This window comes from Sneathiella marina, from assembly GCF_023746535.1.
Taxonomy (GTDB): domain Bacteria; phylum Pseudomonadota; class Alphaproteobacteria; order Sneathiellales; family Sneathiellaceae; genus Sneathiella; species Sneathiella marina.
Genome location: NZ_CP098747.1, coordinates 3,008,108 through 3,029,036, shown reverse-complemented (window position 1 = coordinate 3,029,036; position 20,929 = coordinate 3,008,108). Strand labels below are relative to the sequence as shown.

Below are 20,929 nucleotides of genomic sequence, written 5' to 3'. Positions count from 1 at the left end.
GAGATGATGGAAAGCCACGCCTTCGAAAATAAAAATATTGCGGTTTTCGGCCTCGGAAAAAGTGGAATGGCGACAGCTGAACGCCTTACCACTGGTAAAGCCCATGTTTTCGTTTGGGATGACAACCAAGGTCGCCGGGATCTGGCACTGTCAAAAGGGTTGGTGATAAAGGATCTGATATCAGACAGCTGGACCGCGACGGACGCCCTGATTTTGAGCCCAGGTGTACCCCTTACCCATCCAGCGCCTCATCCTGTTGTTGGAATGGCATTGAAGGCTGGCGCGAAAATAGTCGGTGATATTGAAGTGTTTCTGAAAGAGAAAAAAGCCGGCAAAATTATCGGGGTTACCGGTACGAATGGTAAATCGACGACTTCGGCTTTGATTGATCATTTGCTGACTTCCGCCGGTAAGTCGGCTGCCCTGGGCGGAAATATTGGCACACCTGTTATGGATTTACCCCAGCTGCCAGAAGAAGGCGCTTATGTCCTGGAGCTATCATCATATCAGCTGGACCTGACGCCTTCTTGGAAGGCTGACATTGCGATCTTGCTCAATATTACGCCTGATCATCTGGATCGTCACGGCGACATGGCGGGGTATGCTGCTGTCAAATGCCGGATTTTTCAGCACCAATCTGAAACCGGGATTGCGATTGTTGATGCAGATGATTCCATTTGTGCCGCCATTACTTCTGAGTTGAAGCGGCATAGTAAAGCAAAAATAGTTCCGATTTCCGTAAATCATCCCGTCGAAGCGGGTGTGTATGTAATTGACGGCCTCCTCAGTGACCAGTCGCTAGACGATCAATCTTGGACACTTGATATATCCGATATTGCGTCACTGCGAGGTCGCCACAATTGGCAAAATGCGGCGGCAGCTGTTGCCGCGGCAAGCCATTTGGGATTAACGCCAGATGAAATTGAAAATGGGTTGCGAACGTTTGGTGGCCTTGCCCACAGAATGGAGAATGTGGGATCTCTCGATCATGTTACTTTTGTCAATGATTCCAAAGCGACCAATGCTGAGGCTGCTGAAAAGGCGCTGACTAGCTTTAACGATATATTTTGGATCGCGGGCGGCCGCCAAAAAGCTGGCGGCATCGAACAACTGGCCCCGCATTTCGATCGTGTTCGGGAAGCGTTTTTGATTGGTGAGGCATCTGAGAGTTTTGCAAATCAACTGGAGGGCAAGGTCAACTATACAATTTGTAAGGATCTTGAAGAAGCCACGAAGGCTGCGGCGCTGGCGGCGAAAAAATTATCGTCAGGCGCGATTGTTCTGCTTTCCCCCGCTGCTGCGAGTTTTGATCAATTTGACAGCTTTGAAGCTCGGGGTGACGCCTTTCGAAATTTTGTGACGGATCTGTTAGTGGGGGATAAATGACAACTTTTACGCGCCTGGATCGCTCGGTCGTTAGTAGTTGGTGGTGGACTGTTGATCGCTGGACACTAATCGCGGTTGGATTGCTTGTCGCGCTTGGGGGCGTGATGGTACTGGCGGCCAGTCCCGCAATTGCAGCCCGGCTTGGGCTAGATAATTTTCATTTTGTCAGACGCCAATTTATGTATCTTCCCATGGCGGCGATTATTATTTTTTCCATATCACTTATGTCCCCTTTATGGGTTAGGCGGCTGGCAGTCGTCATGTTTGGCTTCTTTTCCATCTTGACTATCGCCACGCTGCTTGTCGGTCCGGAAGTTAAAGGAGCCCATCGCTGGCTACAGTTTGGGAGTTTTACGTTACAACCAACAGAATTCCTAAAGCCATCTTTTGCCGTTGTGGCCGCCTGGATGTTTGCAGAACAGCGAAAGAGTGATGAGATTCCTGGTAATTTAATCTCAATGGCGCTTTTTGCTTTTGTTATCGGATTGCTTCTCATGCAGCCGGATGTTGGAATGACACTTGTGATTTCCGCGGTTTGGTTTGCTCAATTCTTTTTGGCTGGCCTGCCTATTTTCTGGGTCGTGCTGTTTGTTGTGTTTGGTATAGTAAGCGCCGCTGCGGCCTATAGTCTTTTCCCCCATGTTGCCAGTCGGGTAGACAGGTTTATGGATCCATCTGGCGGTGGAAATTATCAGATTGAACGGGCAATGGAGGCCTTTCAGACCGGTGGCTTTTTTGGGGTTGGCCCAGGTGACGGATCCGTGAAGACACAACTCCCGGACGCCCATACTGATTTTATATTTGCTGTTCTGGGCGAAGAATTTGGCGTCATCATTTGTTTGCTCGTCGTTGCTCTGTTCGCCCTGATCGTATTGCGTGGTTTCAGTCGACTATTAGAGGAAAAGAATTTCTTTGTTGTTCTTGCTGCTGCCGGATTGCTTACTCAGTTCGGGCTCCAGGCGATCATCAATATTGGGGTGAATTTGAGATTGATGCCGACGAAAGGCATGACACTTCCGTTTATTTCATATGGCGGATCCTCAATGTTTGCACTCGCAATTATGATGGGAATGCTCCTTGCCTTGAGTCGCCGTCGTGTTGGTACCGGGGAACTAAAATGAGCGAGAATGGCAAATATGTTGTTTTAGCCAGTGGCGGAACCGGCGGTCACATTTTCCCCGCTCGCGCTCTCGCTGAAGAGCTGAATACAAGAGGCTATAACGTCGTTCTGATGACGGACGGCCGCGGCGAAAAATATGATGAACTCTTTCCCAATGTAAAAGTGATTGTCGTCAAATCCGGCTCGCCTTCCGTAGGTGGATTGGTCGGTAAAATCAAAGCGGTGCTTGCAATCACCATGGGGATTTTTCAATCTCGTAAAGTGCTGCGGCATTTAAAGCCGATAGCGGTGGTTGGCTTTGGCGGATATCCTTCGATGCCACCAGCCGCAGCGGCGGCCAGTATGGGTATTCCCCTAATTCTGCACGAACAAAATGCGGTTCTCGGACGAGTGAATAAATTGCTGTCTGGTTTTGCCCGGCAGATTGCCACATCTTTTGACCATACTGAAAGCCCGGACGAAGAGATCACGGCAAAGATGGTCTATACAGGAAACCCGGTTCGCCAAGCTGTGTTACCTTTGTTCGGCAAGAAATATATCAGCCCTTCAGATGATGGTCCGATCCGGGTTCTTGTTTTGGGCGGTAGTCAAGGCGCTACAATCTTATCAGAGGTCGTGCCGGCAGCCTTGGTATCTCTGCCAGAAGATCTACAATCTCGCCTTCATGTGTCCCAGCAATGCCGGAAAGAAGATCTTGAACGGGCCACACGTCAATATCAAGGTTCGTTGATTACCCCAACTCTTTCAGAATTCTTTGATGATGTCGCAGCTCTTTTGGATGCATGCCATCTAGCAATTACGCGATCTGGTGCTTCAACCTTATCGGAACTAACCGTAGCAGGAAAACCATCAATTCTCGTCCCGTATAAGCATGCAATGGACGATCATCAGCGGAAAAACGCAGAGAATGCTGTGGCCCGCGGTGCGGCAAGGGTCATATTGCAGGACAACTTTACGGCGGAAGAACTAGAGAGGCAGCTAATATTCTTATTTCGTCATCCCGATTGCTTGTCAGTGATGGCAGGCGCTGCGTCAAGTTTAGGCGAAATACATGCAGCAGAAAAATTAGCAGATCTTATCAACCGGTTCATACCGCAAAAAAACAACAAAGAAAAAAACGGAAAGGTCGCGGCATGAGATCGCTTCCCCTAGATATGGGTCTTGTTCATTTCGTTGGCATTGGCGGAATTGGAATGAGTGGAATTGCAGAAGTCATGCAAAGCCTGGGCTATTTGGTTCAAGGTTCCGATTTATCGGAGAATGCGAACGTAGATCGTCTGCGCGCCTTGGGCATCGACGTCAAAATTGGCCATGATGCAGCCAATCTGGGTGAGGCGCGTGTAGTTGTGGTGTCTTCGGCCGTTAAATCCGATAATCCGGAAGTGCGCGGGGCGCGTGCTAATCTGATACCTGTAGTTAGACGTGCTGAAATGCTCGCTGAACTGATGCGGTTGAAATGGGCAATCGCTGTTGGCGGAACACATGGAAAAACAACAACAACATCCTTACTAGCCAGCCTGCTGGATGCCGCTAATATGGAGCCGACTGTCATCAATGGCGGGATCATCAACGCCTATGGTACGAATGCACGCCTTGGAAAGGGCGACTGGATGGTTGTGGAGGCAGATGAGTCAGACGGAAGCTTTATTAAGCTACCGGCGACTATCGCCGTGGTCACGAATATCGATCCTGAGCATCTCGATTTCTATGGTGATTTTGATGGCGTGCGTGACGCATTTCAAACCTTCGTACAGAATATTCCATTTTACGGGTTTGCCGCTGTTTGCATAGATCACCCGGAGGTGCAGGCTTTGATCGGACGCATTTCCGACCGGAGGCTTATTTCCTATGGCTCCTCACCGCAAGCCGACTATCGCGCTATCGATGTTCGCTTCGATGCGGGACGCTCTTTCTTCAACGTTGCCGTCAGCAACCGTGCAGAGAGTGAAACCCGGGTAATGAAGGGATTTGAGCTCCCAATGCCGGGCGCCCATAATATTCAAAACGCGTTGGCAGCCATAGCTGTTGGAAGCGAAATGGGTTTTTCGGAAATAGACCTGAAGAAAGGGCTTCGCGAATTTAGTGGCGTCAAGCGGCGTTTTACAAAAACTGGCGAAGTTTCTGGTGTCACGATCATTGATGATTATGGACATCATCCTGTGGAAATTTCATCTGTCTTGTCCGCGGCAAGAGAGGCATATGACAAAAAGGTTATCTCCGTCGTCCAGCCTCATAGATATTCCCGGCTGAACGATCTTTTTGAAGAATTCTGTACCTGCTTCAATGACGCAGATGTGGTGATTGTCGCAGATATATTCGCAGCTGGGGAAGATCCGATTGAAGGCGTGGACCAACAGCATTATGTCGACGGCCTTCGCGAAAGGGGGCACAAGAATGTTCTTCGCCTGACCCACCCCGACAAACTGGCGGAGTTGGTTCGGAAACAGGCGGATGAAGGCGACGTCGTCGTTTGCCTGGGAGCTGGTTCAATTTCAGGCTGGGCAAATGCCTTACCAGCACAGCTGGAAGCCTTGCACAAGAAGGAAGGGGAAGTATGAACGATATGACCCTAATCCAAAATGAGTATAGAGAAAAATTGCCGGAAGTAAGAGGGCGTATACGTGAGAATGTTCGTCTGGATAAGGTGACCTGGTTTCAAGTCGGCGGTCCAGCTGATTTTGTCTTTAAACCGGAAGATGAAGCAGATTTATCCGAATTTTTGACCAACCTTCCTTTTGATGTACCGATACTTGCGCTCGGTGTCGGTTCAAACCTTCTAATCCGTGACGGCGGCGTTCGTGGTGTCGTCTTGCGACTGGGGCGGCATTTCACCAAAATGAAAACTGAAGGGACCCGTCTTGTTGTCGGGGCAGGGGCTCTTGATGGAAATGTCGCACGATTTGCGGCGGATGCGGCTCTCGAGGGTGCGGAATTTTTGAGCGGTATACCAGGGAGTATTGGTGGTGCGCTTCGCATGAACGCCGGGGCATATGGGACTGATATGTCGGAGATACTCGTCTCGGCAGTCGCTTATGACCGGCAAGGAATGCGGCATGTTTTGATGCCGGAGGATATGGGATTTGCATACCGTCATTGTGAGATTCCCAAAGATTGGATTTTCACGCAGGCGACCTTGCAGCTATCTGCTGGCTCGACAGAAGAGATTCTGGCAAGAATGTCTGATATTTCCCGCAACCGTGAAGAAAGTCAGCCGGTGAGAAGCAGAACTGGCGGATCAACATTTGCAAACCCCCCTGGGAAGAAGGCCTGGGAACTAATTGAAAGTGTTGGCGGGAGAGGATTGCAAATTGGCGATGCAAAAATCTCGGACAAGCATTGTAATTTCATCATCAACACAGGCACAGCAACTGCAGCTGATCTGGAGGCAGTGGGAGAGGAGGTGCGTCGGCGCGTTTTCGAAACACATGATGTCCTTCTGCGTTGGGAAATCGTCCGGCTTGGTGAGAGCGAATTGGATTTGGAAGGGACTGTGACATGACGCATGTAGCCGTCTTAATGGGGGGGTGGTCAGCGGAGCGTGAAGTTTCCATAAATAGCGGGCTAGCTTGTTCAGAAGCGCTGAAATCTTGTGGTTACGAAGTAACGCCGATTGATGTCGGTCGAGACGTCGCTGAGACGTTAGCGCTGACAAAGCCAGATGTCTGTTTCAACGCCTTGCATGGCCGTTATGGTGAGGATGGATACATACAGGGTCTCCTTGAAATCATGGGATTAGCCTATACTCATTCCGGTGTGCTGGCATCCGCAATGGCAATGAATAAACCTGTGGCCAAAGAATTGTTTGCCGCTGCAGGGATCAAATGCGCTGACGGGCAAATTTTTACGCGCCAGGAAATACTTGATGGCGCAACCTATCCGAAGCCATTTGTTATCAAACCTTTTAACGAGGGATCAAGTGTTGGTGTTACGATCTTCTTGGAAGGTGAGAACATGAACCTCAGCGAGCTCCCCTGGACCTTTGGGGATAAAGTGCTGATCGAAACTTATATTCCTGGAAGAGAAATTCATGTTGCCGTTATGGGTGACGCAGCCCTGGGAGCTGTTGAAATTAGACCGCTAGGCCGATTTTATGATTATGAGGCCAAATATACTTCTGGAAAAGCTGAACATTTGATGCCGGCTCCGTTATCAAAAGACGAATATGCGGAGGCTTTGGATCTGGCATTGCGCGCGCATCAGGCTTTGGGTTGCCGTGGGGTGAGCCGAAGTGATTTTCGCTTGGAAGAAAATGCAGATGGGTCCTCTACTTTTTATATTCTGGAAACAAATACGCAGCCCGGTATGACCTCGTTAAGTCTTGTTCCGGAAATAGCGGGCTACTGCGGAATTAGTTTTGAAGATTTGGTCCGATGGATGGTGGAGGATGCGTCATGCGACCGTTGACAGTAGACAAAAATGACAGGTTAGGCGCTCAAAAGTCAAAAAGAAAACCGGTGAAGAAGAACACAATTCGAAAACGCCTTTCAACGTCGAAGAGACAAATCAGCAAGCGATCAAATAAGCCAAAAATTGAATTGCGCTTGGGTAAAGGATCCTTGTTGTTTGCCGTGACTTCTCTTTTTGGTACCACTAAAAATGCCACACAGAAACTACGGCGGAAAAGAACTGCAGGTTCCTCAGCACGTCGTAAACCGGCGCCTGTTTGGCGAAAGCCCGCAATTATTTGCGGATGTACTTTAGTCGGCGCAATTGCTATTGCTGGCTTGAGTAATTTCTTGTCCGAAAGAGATGTTGTTCAGGCAAGTTCCGACTGGATTGATGAGCAGCAATTTGCATTGGCTCGTGCCTTTGGTTTAACGGTACAGGAAATCAGCGTTGTCGGAAGAGAGAAAACGTCACCTAAAGATCTGTTGAAAGCGCTGGATGTCGCCCGGGGAGATAGCATACTGGATGTTGATCCCGAGCACGCACGTGAGCGAATTGAAACATTGGGCTGGGTTGAGTCGGCTTCGGTCATGCGTCGATACCCAGATGAAATTTATATCAAGATTGATGAACGCCGTCCGTTTGCTAGATGGCAAATCGATGGACGTACGGGATTGATTGATCGTAACGGCGCTGTGGTAACCTCTAATGACACACCGGAATTCAGATACCTTCCAAAAGTCGTTGGCTCCGGGGCGAATGAACATGCGGCGGAGCTTTTTGACATGCTCGCACAAAATCCAACCCTTTTCACTCGATTGCGCAATGCGGTTCGAGTTCGCGATCGCCGTTGGAACCTGGAATTTGATAATGATGTGACTGTTTTATTGCCCGAGGAAAATGCCCTTGAGGCATGGAAACAACTTGCAGCGATGCAAGATAAAAAGAAACTGCTCGACAAGGGACTTGTCGCCATAGATTTAAGGGCAGCGGATCGTGTGTATGTGAGGCTCAAATCCGACGCGGCAGCTTTGCGTCGCGCGAATGGTGAAAAAACGTAATGGAATTAACTGCAATGCATTTTTGCTACAGCATGAAACTGGCAATGACATAATGGCAACTGGACGCAATGGACCCTTGGCTGCCCTGGATGTAGGTTCTACAAAAGTCTGCTGCTTTGTCGCCGTCGAAGAAGCCGGGCGTCTCCGGGTGACCGGTATCGGGCACCAGGTTTCCAGAGGATTGCGCGCCGGTGGAATTACAAATATGGAAATGGCGGAAGAAGCCATTCGATCGGCTGTGGATGCTGCTGAAAGGATGGCGGGAGAGACAATACGCGAAGTCTATTTAGGTGTATCTGCAGGTAAACCAGCGTCTCAAACTGTCGATATGGAGATGTCCTTAGGGGGGCAGGAGATTGGCGAGAAAGACTTGCAGCGTACACTGAAAGAAGCGCGTGCAAGTTACCAGCCGGAAGGCCGGACAGTTATTCATGCTCTTCCAGTAGGCTACTCTGTCGATGGTAATCGAGGAATTCGGGATCCTCGTGGTATGTATGGTGAAAATTTAGGTATTAGCATGCATATGGTTTCGCTGCAGAACAGCCATATGCGAAATATTGCAAATTGCGTGGAGCGCTGTCATCTGGGAGTGGCTCATATGGTCGCGGCACCATACGCTTCGGGCCTTTCCTGCCTGGTGGAAGATGAAATGGACCTTGGTGTTACCGTCATTGACATGGGCGGAGGGTCCACTTCCCTTGCAGTATTCTATGATGGAGAAATGGTTTTCAATGAAGTTGTTCCTGTTGGCGGCGGGCATGTAAGTAACGATATTGCGCGGGGTCTATCGACTACATTGGCAAATGCCGAGCGTATGAAGACACTCTACGGAAATGCCCTCGCCAGTCCGGCGGATGAAAAGGAAATCATTGATGTTCCTTTGATTGGTGAAAGTGATCATGAGATTGCCAATCACGTTCCTCGTTCCATGCTCGTTGGCATTATAAAGCCGCGTGTGGAAGAGATACTCGAACTTGTAAATGACCGTCTTCTGGCCTCAGGCTTTAACAAGGTAGCTGGCCGCCGTGCGGTACTTTGCGGTGGTGCCGCTCAGCTTGCCGGTGTGCAGGAATTGGCGGCGCGAATTCTGGATAAACAAGTACGAATGGGTAAACCTATCCGTGTTAAAGGATTAGCTGACGCGACAGATGGTCCAGCATTCACAACGGCGGCTGGATTATTGACATTTGCTGTTCGCGAGCGGTTTGATGACAATGTAAAGATGTCTGTAGTTGAAAAGCAGCCTAAAAGTCGTCTCTTAAAGGTTGGAAATTGGTTTAAAGAGAATTTTTGAGCAAAAAAATGCATAAAAAACGTCAATATGTAAGAAGTAGGGTTCCATTAACCACAATATTTGGTATTAATTAGCAGTTAGCATGCGTAACTAAGGAGGATAGTACTGTGAGTATCAATTTGTCAGTCCCGGATCAAACAGAACTCAAGCCGAAGATACTGGTTTTAGGTATTGGAGGGGCCGGTGGTAACGCGGTTAACAATATGATCAGTTCGGAGTTACAGGGTGTTGAATTCGTTGTAGCAAATACGGATGCTCAGGCACTTAAACAGAATTTGGCAGACCGCCGTATTCAACTTGGAGCTGAGCTAACAGAGGGCTTGGGAGCCGGTTCGAAGCCACATATCGGTGCGGAAGCCGCAGAAGAAGCGATTGATGAAATTATCTCTCATCTCAATGGCGTTCATATGTGCTTTATTACGGCTGGTATGGGCGGTGGTACGGGTACAGGCGCTGCACCTGTTGTGGCGAGGGCTGCGCGGGAATTAGGTATACTTACAGTCGGTGTCGTCACTCGCCCCTTCCAGTTTGAAGGTAATCACCGGATGAAAATTGCAGATTCAGGGATCGATGAACTGCAACGCTATGTTGATACGTTGATCATAATTCCAAATCAGAATCTTTTCCGTATCGCTAATGAAAAGACAACATTTGCTGACGCCTTTAACATGGCGGATGAAGTTCTGCACTCCGGTGTTCGCGGTGTAACGGATCTTATGGTAATGCCAGGACTGATCAATCTCGATTTCGCTGATGTAAATACAGTGATGAACGAGATGGGTAAGGCCATGATGGGTACGGGCGAGGCAAGCGGTGAAAACCGCGCTATTGAAGCTGCCGAAGCTGCCATTTCCAATCCGTTGCTTGACGATGTATCCATGAAAGGTGCACGTGGCGTACTGATTAACATCACAGGCGGCATGGATCTAACATTGTATGAACTTGATGAAGCCGCAAACAGAATAAGAAGTGAAGTGGATCCGGAAGCAAACATTATTGTTGGGTCAACGTTTGATAGCGACATGGAAGGCTCCATGCGGGTATCGGTAGTTGCGACGGGTATCGATGCTCTCGAGGTTCAAAAAGCAAATTCTCCAAATGTGACATCAATACTTCAAGTGAAAGGTGACACACCACGACCTGCTGGAGGTCGCTCCGATGAAGCCGGCTCGCCTTCGTTACCGGCTGCGGCATCAATTTCTGCTTCGGGTTTTGGCGCGAGCCTGCCAGGAAGTAACATATCCGGCCAGCCAGTTGCGCAAGCGGATGATAGTGTGGATACACAGTCGCCGTTGGAAATGGGATCAACGTCGTCGCTTGATATGAGCGGAAATCTTGCGATTGATGCAGAGCGTGATTTGCTGTCCAGCATTGACGAGGAGATGGAGGAAAGTGATCAGGTTGAAGTTCAACCGGAAGGGAAAGACGCACCGTTTCAAGCCCCACCGGCTGTAACTGTCGAGAAGCGGCCTGAAGCACTGGTTAATCCGGATGCCCATCACGCGGTAGCCGAAACAGCTGACCCTGCAAAAAAGCGTAAAGGCCCAAGTTTGTTTGAAAGAATGACCGGTGTTGGTCGATCTAAGAAACAAGAAATTGCGCAACAAACAGAGCGTTCGGTACGCCAGGAACCAACAACGTCAGCTCATCGTGAAGTTGAGCCCAAACAACCAGCGGCGCCAGCTACACCAGCCGTGGAGCCGCGCCAGGAGGCGCTGTCTTCAATGAAAATCAGTCAGAAAAGCGAAGATGAAGACCTTTTGGACATCCCGGCATTTTTGAGGCGGCAGGCTAATTAGGCTTCTGTACAGCTGACTAAAGGCTATAAAGTTATACGGGCTCTTCCGGCAGTAAAGGCTGGGAGGGCCTTTTTGCTTGGTAAAGGGCAGGGTAATTGTGCATCGCAGTATTTTCCTCGATGAGCCAATCAGCTATTTTTCAAGAAATAATCGGTAACAAAGTGTGATTTGTATATGCGATGCAGCATTAGTAGATTAATGCTACAAAATTATTACAATAACTCAGAGTTAGCGGAATATGGTTGCTTATCAGAAAACCCTGCGAAATAGCATTAGCTGTACCGGTGTCGGCCTTCATGGCGGATATTTAATCAATATGAAGTTGATTCCGGCACCTGTTAATACCGGTATTGTTTTTAAGCGGGTTGATGTTGCAGATGAAATTTCGGAGATACCGGCACGGTTCGATGCGGTTTCAGATCTTATTATGTGTACGACTGTTGAGAATGAAGCCGGGGTTAAAGTCGCAACCATAGAGCATTTGATGGCCGCTTTTTCAGGTTGTGGGATTGATAATGCGATTGTAGAGCTGGATGCTCCAGAAGTACCCGTAATGGATGGCTCATCTGCCCCATTTGTTTTCTTGATCGAATGTGCGGATACAATCGAGCAAGGCGATGCTCGCCGGTATATAAAGATCCTCAAGGAAGTTGAAGTGTCGGAAGGGGGAGCGAAAGCAGTGCTTGCGCCTGCCGATAATATTTCTGTCTCATTTGAAATCGATTTCGAGAACCCACGGATTGGAAAGCAAAACTGCAGCTTTAACCTTAGAAACGGTACGTTTAAAAATGAAATTTGCCGGGCTAGGACCTTTGGTTTTTTAAGCGATTTTGAAAAACTGAAGGAAATGGGGTTGGCAAAGGGCGGTTCTCTCGACAATGCGATTGTTTTGAGCGGCCCCGATATCTTGAATGAAGAGGGCTTACGTTACGATGATGAGTTTGTCCGGCATAAAGCTCTGGATGCCGTCGGTGATTTGTACCTTGCTGGGGCACCTATCGTTGGCCAATTTTATGGATTTCGGTCTGGACATGCGTTGAACAATAAATTGTTGCAGGCTCTTTTCGCAAATTCTGATGCCTGGTGTTATACAACGGAAGCACCGGTTCGAATTGGAAATGTTGGTGGAGCGCACTGGCCGGCGCAACAAGCGGCAGCACCCATTACTGCGTAAAGCGGATATTCCCTGAAGAGATTTAGGCTTGGTCAACAAAAAAGGCACGAAAGTTATTTTCAGTGCCTTTTCCTTTGTAGACTATTATATCACGCAGACTTGCGTTTTCTTTCTTTTCCTGCCAGGCTTTTGATAAGCCCACTAACAGCGGATCTAACAGCTGCTTCATTGATATCGCCATAATTGCGGACAAGTTCAATAGTTGAGCGATTTTTACCACCATGTTCCAGTGGAGAAGAGGCAGCAAGAGGTTCGAGATTTTCAAAGAAAAACGCGACATCTACTTCCAGTCGCTGTCCAATTTCAAAAAGTCTACCAGCGCTAACCCGATTTGCCCCGGTTTCGTATTTCTGCACTTGTTGATAAGAAATGTTTAAAGCTTGCGCAAGATGCTCCTGCGTCAGGCCCATCATTGTACGTCTTTCGCGAATACGCTCACCGACATGGTTGTCGACTTTCTTTGCGAGTTTTCCCATTTTTTGGTACCTTTCCCGAACTCTCTGTCTTCGTCTTCGTTTCAACAATTGGTCAAGAATTTTGCGATCCGCTTTAGTGCATAAAGAATGCATTTGGAGGAGAAAATAAAACAATCGCATTACCCTTATAGGTAATATAGCACGTTCGGGCCTGAAAAGAAAATACTTAAAAATTATAAATATGATAAATTATGTTTATTGATATATAAAAATAATTGAAATTTATTGCATATTAGTTGTCACAATTCGCAAATGATTTTTCGATTTTTGTCATATATTTTGTGATAAGAATTAATCAACCTTAACTTTTCAACATAATATTGTTGAGTTAAAATACTAAAACTCCATATGAAGGTTACCCTGTGGATTATGAAGGAATTACGAAGTTGAAATCAGTTGGTCAGAAAAGCTTGTTGGCAGTTTATATGGTGATTCTGGTGTCATTGGCAGCCTGTAGTTCCGATGAAGCACCGGAATATGTGGAACGGCCTGTTCAGGAATTATACAATCAGGCACTGGCTGCACTTAACAATGAAAATTATCTCCAGGCGGCTCAGGGATTCGATGAAGTTGAGAGACAGCATCCATATTCAGTTTGGTCAACAAAAGCGCAGCTAATGTCTTCATTTGCTTATTATCAAAGCAATCAATACGATCAGGCGATACTTGCAGCAGAGAGGTTCGTAGAACTCCATCCCGGAAACAAAGATGTCGCATATGCATACTACTTAGTTGCGATTTCATACTATGAACAGATCACCGGTGTAGAGCGAGATCAGAAGGTCACTCGTCAGGCGCTTGCTGCGCTTCAGAATCTTGTTCGTCGTTTTCCGAATACGGAATATGCGCGGGATGCTCGTTTGAAAATAGATTTGACCAAAGATCACTTGGCCGGGAAAGAAATGGCGATTGGTAGATATTATCAATCACAGGATTATCCGATTGGCGCCATTAATCGGTATCGAGTTGTCATAGAGGAATACCAAACGACGACCCACGTACCTGAGGCGCTTCACCGGTTGACCGAAGCGTATCTGAGTTTAGGGATCACTGAAGAAGCACAAACGGCAGCTGCGGTATTAGGGTACAATTTTCCGGGAAGTGAGTGGTATCAGGATTCCTACGCTTTGTTAGATGCAAATTATTTGAAGCCTGAAGCAGATGAAGACTCGTGGATTGTTAAGGCCTGGACATCAATTTTCTGAGCGTGAATATAGATGCTTGAAAAGCTTTCCATCCGCAATATTGTTTTGATCGATCAACTTGATCTGTCTTTCGAACAGGGACTCTGTGTCCTGACGGGAGAAACGGGAGCTGGTAAGTCAATCCTGTTGGACAGCCTTGCATTGGCGTTGGGTGCCCGAGCAGATGCTGCGTTGATAAGGTCCGGGCATACTAGCGGGTCGGTTAGTGCAGAATTTAACTTGGCGCCCTCTCATCCCGTATTTTCCCTTCTTGAAGATCTCGAAATTGACCCTGGGGAAGCCTTGGTACTGCGGCGTAATGTCGGCCAGGATGGACGGAGCAAGGCTAGTATCAATGATCAGCCGATAAGTGCTGGCCTGCTTAGAAGAATAGGTGATGCCGTCGTCGAAATTCACGGACAGAATGCTGAGCGGGGGTTGCTGGACGCCAATGGGCATAGAGGTCTGCTTGACCAATATGGTCAACTGCAGGTTGAGGGTCTGCAAATTGCTGATTTATATAGTAATATGCAAACTGCCAATGAAAACCTTGCTACTGCGATCCGTGAAATTGAAAATGCCCGGATAGATGAAGAATATTTGCAACATGTCGTGCAGGAGCTTAGTGATCTGGCGCCGGAAGAAGGTGAAGAAGATGCACTGGCTCTCGAGAGATCGCATTTGATGCATGCGGAAAAGATAGCTGAAGCGTTACGTGACGCGGAGAAATCCCTGACAGAACATGGAGGTATCGACAATAAGATCCGATCAGCGACCCGTGCCATCGAGCGCGTGCTGGACAAGGCGCCCGAAAAACTAGACCCGGTTCTGCAAAGTTTGGAAAAAGCGGCCATGGAAATGGCCGAGGCGCAAAATGTGATTAATATGGTCGGCATGGACTTGAATATGGACCCCGCAGGCCTGGAAGCCGTTGAAGAACGATTATTTGCGCTGCGGGCGGCGGCACGGAAACATAAATGTGCTGTTGAAGCGCTTCCTGGCCTTCTTGATCAATTTAAGGCCAAATTAAAAGCGGTAGAAGAGAGTGATGTGGCGCTTCAAAAACTTCGTCAAAATGCGAAAGACGCAAAAGACGCCTTTGTTCTGAAAGCCGATGATTTGAGTGAGCGTCGGAACGCCGCGGCAGCCAAAATGGATAAAGCGGTAAAAAAGGAGTTGGGGCCCCTAAAACTTGGCAATGCTCAATTTATAACGAAAGTTACTGACTTGGATGAAAGCCATTGGAATTTTGCCGGGTCAAACAAAGTTGAGTTTCTGATTTCAACGAACCCTGGAAGTGCGGCCGGCTCATTGATAAAGATCGCCTCCGGCGGAGAGCTTTCCAGGATTATGCTTGCCCTTAAAGTGGTTCTAGCAAAATCCGGATCCGCGCCGACGCTTGTTTTTGACGAAGTAGACCGTGGTGTTGGCGGGGCAACCGCTGATGCCGTTGGTGAGCGGCTGCGTAGATTGTCGGGGCAACTGCAGGTGCTTGTGGTAACCCATTCACCTCAAGTCGCTGCGTCGGGGGAGGCCCATTGGAATATTCAGAAAGCTGACAACGGTAAGGGGACGACTACCTCTGTGGTGCGGCTAAGTTCAGATCAACGACAGGAAGAGATTGCCAGAATGCTGTCTGGCGCGACGATAACGAATGAAGCGCGGGCCGCGGCTCAAAGTCTGATACAAGGCTGACAAAATGGAAAATACGACGAAACTGAAGGCCGATACAGCAGCAATAGAGCATAAGCGGTTGGCACTTGAAATCAGGGGGCATGATACCCGGTATTATCAGGATGATGATCCACTTGTTTCTGATGCCGATTATGATCAGTTGAGACGCGAATTAATCGCGTTGGAAAAGAGATTTCCATTTTTGATTACACCCGACAGTCCCACGCAAAGCGTCGGCAGCGCACCGGCAAAAGGATTTGGGAAAGTACGGCATAAAGTACCGATGCTATCTTTGGACAATGCGTTCAATAGTGAAGAATTACAGGAATTTGAAAATCGGGTACGGCGGTTTTTGGGGTTATCCGCTGATGAAGAGGTGGCCTTTTTCGCGGAACCTAAAATTGACGGATTGTCGGCCAGTCTTCGATATGAAGATGGAAATTTTGTTCAAGGTGCAACACGGGGAGATGGTCAGGAAGGGGAAGATATCACTGAAAACCTGAAAGGGGTTGTTGATCTTCCTTTGCGTTTAAAGGGTTCAGGTGAGAAGATACCTTCTGTATTTGAGGTGCGCGGCGAGGTTTATATGTCCGGCGCTGATTTTCAAACCCTCAATGAGGCGCAGTTGGCGGCGAATGCGAAAACCTTTGCGAACCCCAGAAATGCCGCCGCCGGCAGTTTGCGGCAGTTGGATACCTCGATAACGGCTTCTCGAAATCTTCGTCTATTTGCCTATGCATGGGGGGACACTTCTGAAATTCCAGGTAAATCGCAGTCAGAAGTTCTCGAACAGTTCGCCACTTGGGGCTTTTCTGTCAACCCGCTCTCTCATGTCTGCGCCAATATGGCAGAGGCAATAGACTCCTATCGTAAAATTGAGGAGTTACGGGCGTCGCTTGACTATGACATTGATGGCGTTGTCTTCAAAGTAAACCGCCTTGATTGGCAAGCCCGTCTCGGCTTTGTTAGCCGCAGTCCGCGCTGGGCCATTGCTCATAAATTTCCAGCGGAAAAGGCAAGTACCGTAATTCAAGATATTGAAATCCAAGTCGGGCGCACTGGTGCCCTAACGCCGGTTGCAAGATTACGCCCTGTGACCGTGGGCGGGGTCGTTGTATCCAATGCGACCTTACATAACGAAGAGGAAATCGAGCGTAAGGACATTCGTGTTGATGACACCGTTATCGTCCAGCGTGCCGGCGATGTTATTCCACAAGTTGTAGAGGTCAATCTGGATAAGCGGCAGGAAAACAGTATAGCTTTTAATTTTCCGACAATTTGCCCAGTCTGCGGTAGCCATGCGGTTAGAGAGATAAACGCGACAACTGGTAAGGCCGATGTGATTAGGCGATGCACCGGTGGCTTAATCTGCCGTGCCCAAGCAGTGGAACGTTTGAAGCATTTCGTTTCACGTAATGCACTGGACATCGATGGATTGGGTGCCAAACAGATCGAAGCCTTTTATGCTGATGAAATTATTAAGTCTCCCGCCGATATTTTTACTCTTGAAAATCGCGATAATGCGCCAGGCAATCTGAAACGACTTAAAAATAGAGAAGGTTTTGGTGATAAAGCCATCAAAAACCTATTCGCAGCCATTAATGAACGGCGGCAAATCGATTTGGATCGGTTTATTTATGCGCTGGGTATCCGGCATATTGGTCAGGGGAATGCGCGTCTGCTTGCTCGCAGCTACCTGACTTTTGCGGCGCTGAGGAGCGCCCTCGACACAACTCGAGAGGATGCTGGCGAGCGATATGTTGAATTATTGAATATTGATGGTATCGGAGAAGCCGTTGCTGACGCCGTCCGAGAGTTTTTCAACGAGAAAAAAAATCAGGGTATTCTGGATGAACTTCTGGAAGAAGTAGAAATATTGGAATTTGAAGTTCCGACGAATGATAGTCCAATAGCCGGAAAGACTGTTGTCTTTACCGGTTCCCTGGAATTGATGACGCGCGCTGAAATGAAGGCCCGTGCAGAAGGACTTGGGGCCAAAGTCAGCGGATCCATTTCTGCAAAGACTGACTATCTGGTCGCTGGCGAGAAGGCAGGGTCCAAACTCAAAAAGGCAGCAGATCTGGGTGTTCAGATTTTATCTGAACAGGAGTGGATTGACTTGATGGGTGCGTCCTAAGTCTTAGATTGAGGCAGTCGCAGATTGAAGCCAGTCTTTAACATCTCCGGACACCAGCGGTGAAATTTTGTTCCATACAGCTTGATGATAGTCGTTGACCCATTGAACTTCTTCCGTGGTAAGCAATGTGCCCTCAATTAGATTTTGATCAAGCGGGGCGAAAGTTAGCGTTTCAAAACCATATGTTGTTAATTCCGCATTCTTCAAACCTTCAATTTCAAAAACAGTCACGAGGTTTTCGATCCTGATCCCGTAATCATCGGCTTTGTAAAACCCCGGTTCATTCGAGATAATCATACCAGGCTGGAGTGCAACGGAATTTGGCATTTTTGAAATGCGTTGTGGGCCTTCATGGACAGATAAATAACTTCCCACGCCATGCCCCGTACCATGGTCATAATCGAGGCCGGCGGCCCAAAGCGGGGCTCTGGCCAAAGTATCAAGCTGGCTCCCTGTCGTCCCTTTTGGAAAGCGGGCTGTTGCGAGAGCAATATGACCTTTAAGAACAAGGGTAAACCGCTGCCGCATTTCTTCCGATGGCTCACCTACGGCGATGGTACGGGTAATATCAGTCGTACCATCCAAATACTGTCCGCCGCTGTCAACGAGGTAAAGAGTACCTGTTTCAAGCTTACGGTTTGATGCAGTCGTCGAGCGATAGTGACAAAGAGCACCATTGGGTCCAGCCGCTGAGATCGTTGGAAAACTAAGATCTTTGAATTTATCTCCTGTCTTGCGAAATTCCCGAAGTTTCTCTTCCGCAGAGATTTCATCTACTGACCCGGATGCAGCATTGAGGGAAAGCCAGTGCAAAAATTTTGTTACAGCAGCACCATCGCGAATATGTGCGTTTCGGGTTCCCGCAACTTCAGTGGCATTCTTCGTTGCTTTTGGCAGAAGGCAGGGATCGTCTGCGCGGACAATTTTCGCCTGTGCGCTCTTTAGTTTATTAACAATCCATTGACTGGTCGACGCAGGATCTACCTGGACAGCTTTGCCCACAAGATTAGCGAGACCGTCCTGAAATTGGTCTGGGTTAAATAACCGGACGCTATTGCCCAAATGCTCCGGCAATTCCGAAGACAGCTTTCGCTCATCCATGTACAGGTCAACAGTAGCATCCTTATGAAGAATGCCGAAGCCCAACGCAAACGGCGTGCAGGGAAGATCTGCCCCGCGAATATTCAACAACCAGGCGTTCACATCAGGCAGGGTATGAATACAGGCATCAACTCCATTTTCTTGTAATGTCGCCGCGACGGCTGCCCGCTTGTCGCGAGATGTTTCTCCGGAAAAAATGTCAGCATGGGGGACGACCATGGCGAGCGGTGGTTGCGGGCGATCTGTCCAGACATCGTCAATAAAATTGGTGTCTATTTCCTTTAGCAATATCCCGAGGCGTTTCGTCAGTTGTTTGAACGCATTAACACTGCTTTCCGTGTGGAGCCAGGGGTCGATCGCCAGGGTTTGGCCCTTGACCATATTATCTTCAATCCAGGCAAACATGGGTTCATCTGAAACATGCCGAGGCTCAAACAATGACGTATCGACTTCATTGACAACTTGTAGGGTATAGCGTCCGTCAACAAAGATCGCTGCTTTTTCTTTCAAGACAGCAGCGACGCCGGCCGAGCCAGTGAATCCGGTCAGCCATTTCAGACGCTCAGAGCAGGCGGGGGCCGCTTCGCCGTGATATTCGTCGTTAAGCGGGACAATGAAGCCGTCTGAGTTTTCCGCAAGCATTTTTGCACGTAAAGCGGCGAGACGGTCAGATGAACTTTCAGGCGACAGAACATTCTGTCCTATTTTTTCACGAATGGCATCCCGCACCGTTTTTACAGAATCCATTTCTTCCGAGGACAGGCCTGGTAAAACATGCCGAAGGGTATTGTCTTCGTCCGGTCGGTATGGAGCAGAGGCAACAGCTTCAATGAGTTCCGTCAACGACTCCTTACTTAAATCTGTGTCAGTGGTTGCAAGCAGGGCATCAATTTCTGCGGCTGTATTCATAACATCTCCGGCCAATGCGGCATCTGGCATTAAAGGTCTTATTCAGTGTGAATATGGGGGTTTTTTTGTTTGAGTGCAATCCTAGCTATGCATTTTATGCAATGCACCAATACGATCTTCGCGGGCAAAATCAGGGGGTAAGCCATTGTTTTTTAATGAATGCAGTGCAATATATTCTGTACCAGGAACAAACAGTATGGAAATTGATATGTTCTCTAGAAACGAAAAATACGGACAAGCGTTGCATTTGCAGTATGGCGCTTCAAATGGCGAAGCAGATGGCTCATCACTGAACGGTCATTTTAAGGCGTCGTCGTTTTGGCAGCGAGTATTGGGTTTTGGGCAGAGTCAAACATCTGAAAGTACTGTCGAAGTTGATTTGTTAAATGCGGTGTCACGTCAAGCCGCAAAACGTGATTACAAGATTTTAAATAAATCAGTGAACGAAAATGAAATTGAACGACTAAGCGTGAATAACGCTTTTGTTAAATAAACCCGAAAGGGAATCTGCTTCCGAAGGAGAAGTATTATGATGAACTACAATCAGAAAGAACTTGAAGCTTTGGCCATGATCCAACCCGTTCAAGTGAATAAAGAAAATGTCAATGTCGATGCACTGATCTACCGCGGTCATGTGCTGAGAAGCGAATATATTTCAAATGGTATCGCGTCCCTTTATAACAAAGTGACAGGTAAATTTGCGAAGAGCCGGCAAATCGCAGCTGCAAAAAGAAGCCTGTACGCTATGTCGGACAGAGAACTAGTCGATTTGGGTATTACCCGATCTGAAATAGATTACGCTGTAGAAGGAAGAAGGGGCGAAAAACCGGCGCCTTCTTTCTGGGCAAGCTTTAAAGAAAAACTAGTGCGTGCACAGAAAGCGCGGGCTGGTTACGCTCAGTTAATGGCAATGGATGCACGTCAGCTTGCTGATATCGGGCTTGTAAAAGGCGATATTGAAGCAGCGGTTCATGGAAATACAGCTTTGCTTGCTAACGACAACCTCGCGCAGGCAAGCAACAATAATGAACACCGTCATGCAGTTTAATTGAGATGATGAGCTTGTAATACATATTGCAGGCAATCAAGTATGAAATCCCTCACGCAGCGATGCGTGAGGGATTTTTTTCTGGAAAAAGAGGGAGTGAATAAAAAATTTTATACAGGAAAAACAAGGTATTAGCAGGTGACCTGGAATGTAAATACTTATCCGCTTTCGGTGACACTT

17 protein-coding genes are annotated in these 20,929 nt (G+C 48.0%); 15 read left to right on the top strand and 2 right to left on the bottom strand.

Going from position 1 to position 20,929, the window contains the following annotated elements; all coding sequences use genetic code 11:
• The first annotated feature begins 3 nt into the window (after nucleotides 1–3).
• The 10 genes from murD to lpxC all read left to right on the top strand — a co-directional run bounded on the left by murD (nucleotide 4) and on the right by lpxC (nucleotide 12,220).
• Complete coding sequence (gene murD / locus NBZ79_RS14625; protein WP_251933285.1) at nucleotides 4–1,386, top strand: UDP-N-acetylmuramoyl-L-alanine--D-glutamate ligase; 1,383 nt, start codon at nucleotides 4–6, stop codon at nucleotides 1,384–1,386.
• Nucleotides 1,383–2,507, top strand: a complete 1,125-nt coding sequence (ftsW, locus tag NBZ79_RS14620) for a putative lipid II flippase FtsW (RefSeq protein WP_251933284.1) — start codon at nucleotides 1,383–1,385, stop codon at nucleotides 2,505–2,507. Before murD ends, ftsW begins: the two co-directional genes overlap by 4 nt.
• Nucleotides 2,504–3,643, top strand: coding sequence for an undecaprenyldiphospho-muramoylpentapeptide beta-N-acetylglucosaminyltransferase (murG, locus tag NBZ79_RS14615; RefSeq protein WP_251933283.1), 1,140 nt, complete (start codon nucleotides 2,504–2,506; stop codon nucleotides 3,641–3,643). The genes ftsW and murG overlap by 4 nt, the downstream gene beginning before the upstream one ends.
• Nucleotides 3,640–5,064, top strand: a complete 1,425-nt coding sequence (gene murC / locus NBZ79_RS14610; protein WP_251933282.1) for a UDP-N-acetylmuramate--L-alanine ligase — start codon at nucleotides 3,640–3,642, stop codon at nucleotides 5,062–5,064. The genes murG and murC overlap by 4 nt, the downstream gene beginning before the upstream one ends.
• Entirely contained in the window at nucleotides 5,061–6,005 is a 945-nt protein-coding gene (murB, locus tag NBZ79_RS14605) for a UDP-N-acetylmuramate dehydrogenase (RefSeq protein ID WP_251933281.1), read from the top strand. Before murC ends, murB begins: the two co-directional genes overlap by 4 nt.
• Nucleotides 6,002–6,910 carry a D-alanine--D-alanine ligase gene (locus tag NBZ79_RS14600; protein ID WP_251933280.1) on the top strand — a complete coding sequence of 303 codons (909 nt, stop codon included), beginning with the start codon at nucleotides 6,002–6,004 and terminating at the stop codon, nucleotides 6,908–6,910. Before murB ends, NBZ79_RS14600 begins: the two co-directional genes overlap by 4 nt.
• Nucleotides 6,898–7,953: a cell division protein FtsQ/DivIB gene (locus NBZ79_RS14595; protein WP_251933279.1), complete on the top strand. Its 1,056-nt coding sequence runs from the start codon at nucleotides 6,898–6,900 to the stop codon at nucleotides 7,951–7,953. The genes NBZ79_RS14600 and NBZ79_RS14595 overlap by 13 nt, the downstream gene beginning before the upstream one ends.
• 52 nt (nucleotides 7,954–8,005) lie before the next feature.
• The gene (gene ftsA / locus NBZ79_RS14590) at nucleotides 8,006–9,247 is read left to right on the top strand and encodes a cell division protein FtsA (protein WP_251933278.1); all 1,242 of its coding nucleotides are present in this window, start codon (nucleotides 8,006–8,008) and stop codon (nucleotides 9,245–9,247) included.
• 107 nt (nucleotides 9,248–9,354) lie between these two features.
• A complete protein-coding gene (gene ftsZ, locus NBZ79_RS14585) occupies nucleotides 9,355–11,046 on the top strand; it encodes a cell division protein FtsZ (RefSeq protein WP_251933277.1) in 1,692 nt (563 codons plus the stop codon).
• Nucleotides 11,047–11,284: 238 nt separating this feature from the next.
• Nucleotides 11,285–12,220, top strand: coding sequence for a UDP-3-O-acyl-N-acetylglucosamine deacetylase (gene lpxC / locus NBZ79_RS14580; RefSeq protein WP_251933276.1), 936 nt, complete (start codon nucleotides 11,285–11,287; stop codon nucleotides 12,218–12,220).
• A gap of 89 nt (nucleotides 12,221–12,309) precedes the next feature.
• Here lpxC and NBZ79_RS14575 read toward each other — a convergent pair whose 3' ends face one another.
• A complete protein-coding gene (locus tag NBZ79_RS14575; RefSeq protein ID WP_251933275.1) occupies nucleotides 12,310–12,696 on the bottom strand; it encodes a helix-turn-helix domain-containing protein in 387 nt (128 codons plus the stop codon).
• A gap of 425 nt (nucleotides 12,697–13,121) precedes the next feature.
• On the opposite strand from NBZ79_RS14575, the gene NBZ79_RS14570 reads away from it, so the two are divergent.
• The 3 genes from NBZ79_RS14570 to ligA are packed head-to-tail and all read left to right on the top strand — an operon-like array spanning nucleotide 13,122 to nucleotide 17,691.
• On the top strand, nucleotides 13,122–13,901 hold the full coding sequence (locus NBZ79_RS14570) for an outer membrane protein assembly factor BamD (protein WP_476749710.1): 780 nt from the start codon (nucleotides 13,122–13,124) through the stop codon (nucleotides 13,899–13,901).
• Nucleotides 13,902–13,913: 12 nt separating this feature from the next.
• Nucleotides 13,914–15,575: a DNA repair protein RecN gene (gene recN, locus NBZ79_RS14565; protein ID WP_251933273.1), complete on the top strand. Its 1,662-nt coding sequence runs from the start codon at nucleotides 13,914–13,916 to the stop codon at nucleotides 15,573–15,575.
• Nucleotides 15,576–15,579: 4 nt separating this feature from the next.
• Entirely contained in the window at nucleotides 15,580–17,691 is a 2,112-nt protein-coding gene (gene ligA / locus NBZ79_RS14560) for an NAD-dependent DNA ligase LigA (protein ID WP_251933272.1), read from the top strand.
• Nucleotides 17,692–17,694: 3 nt separating this feature from the next.
• Here ligA and NBZ79_RS14555 read toward each other — a convergent pair whose 3' ends face one another.
• On the bottom strand, nucleotides 17,695–19,701 hold the full coding sequence (locus tag NBZ79_RS14555; protein WP_251933271.1) for an aminopeptidase P family protein: 2,007 nt from the start codon (nucleotides 19,699–19,701) through the stop codon (nucleotides 17,695–17,697).
• A gap of 196 nt (nucleotides 19,702–19,897) precedes the next feature.
• On the opposite strand from NBZ79_RS14555, the gene NBZ79_RS14550 reads away from it, so the two are divergent.
• Both NBZ79_RS14550 and NBZ79_RS14545 read left to right on the top strand, forming a co-directional pair.
• Nucleotides 19,898–20,194: a hypothetical protein gene (locus tag NBZ79_RS14550; protein WP_251933270.1), complete on the top strand. Its 297-nt coding sequence runs from the start codon at nucleotides 19,898–19,900 to the stop codon at nucleotides 20,192–20,194.
• Nucleotides 20,195–20,230: 36 nt separating this feature from the next.
• Nucleotides 20,231–20,749: a DUF1127 domain-containing protein gene (locus tag NBZ79_RS14545; protein ID WP_251933269.1), complete on the top strand. Its 519-nt coding sequence runs from the start codon at nucleotides 20,231–20,233 to the stop codon at nucleotides 20,747–20,749.
• Nucleotides 20,750–20,929 lie beyond the last annotated feature (180 nt).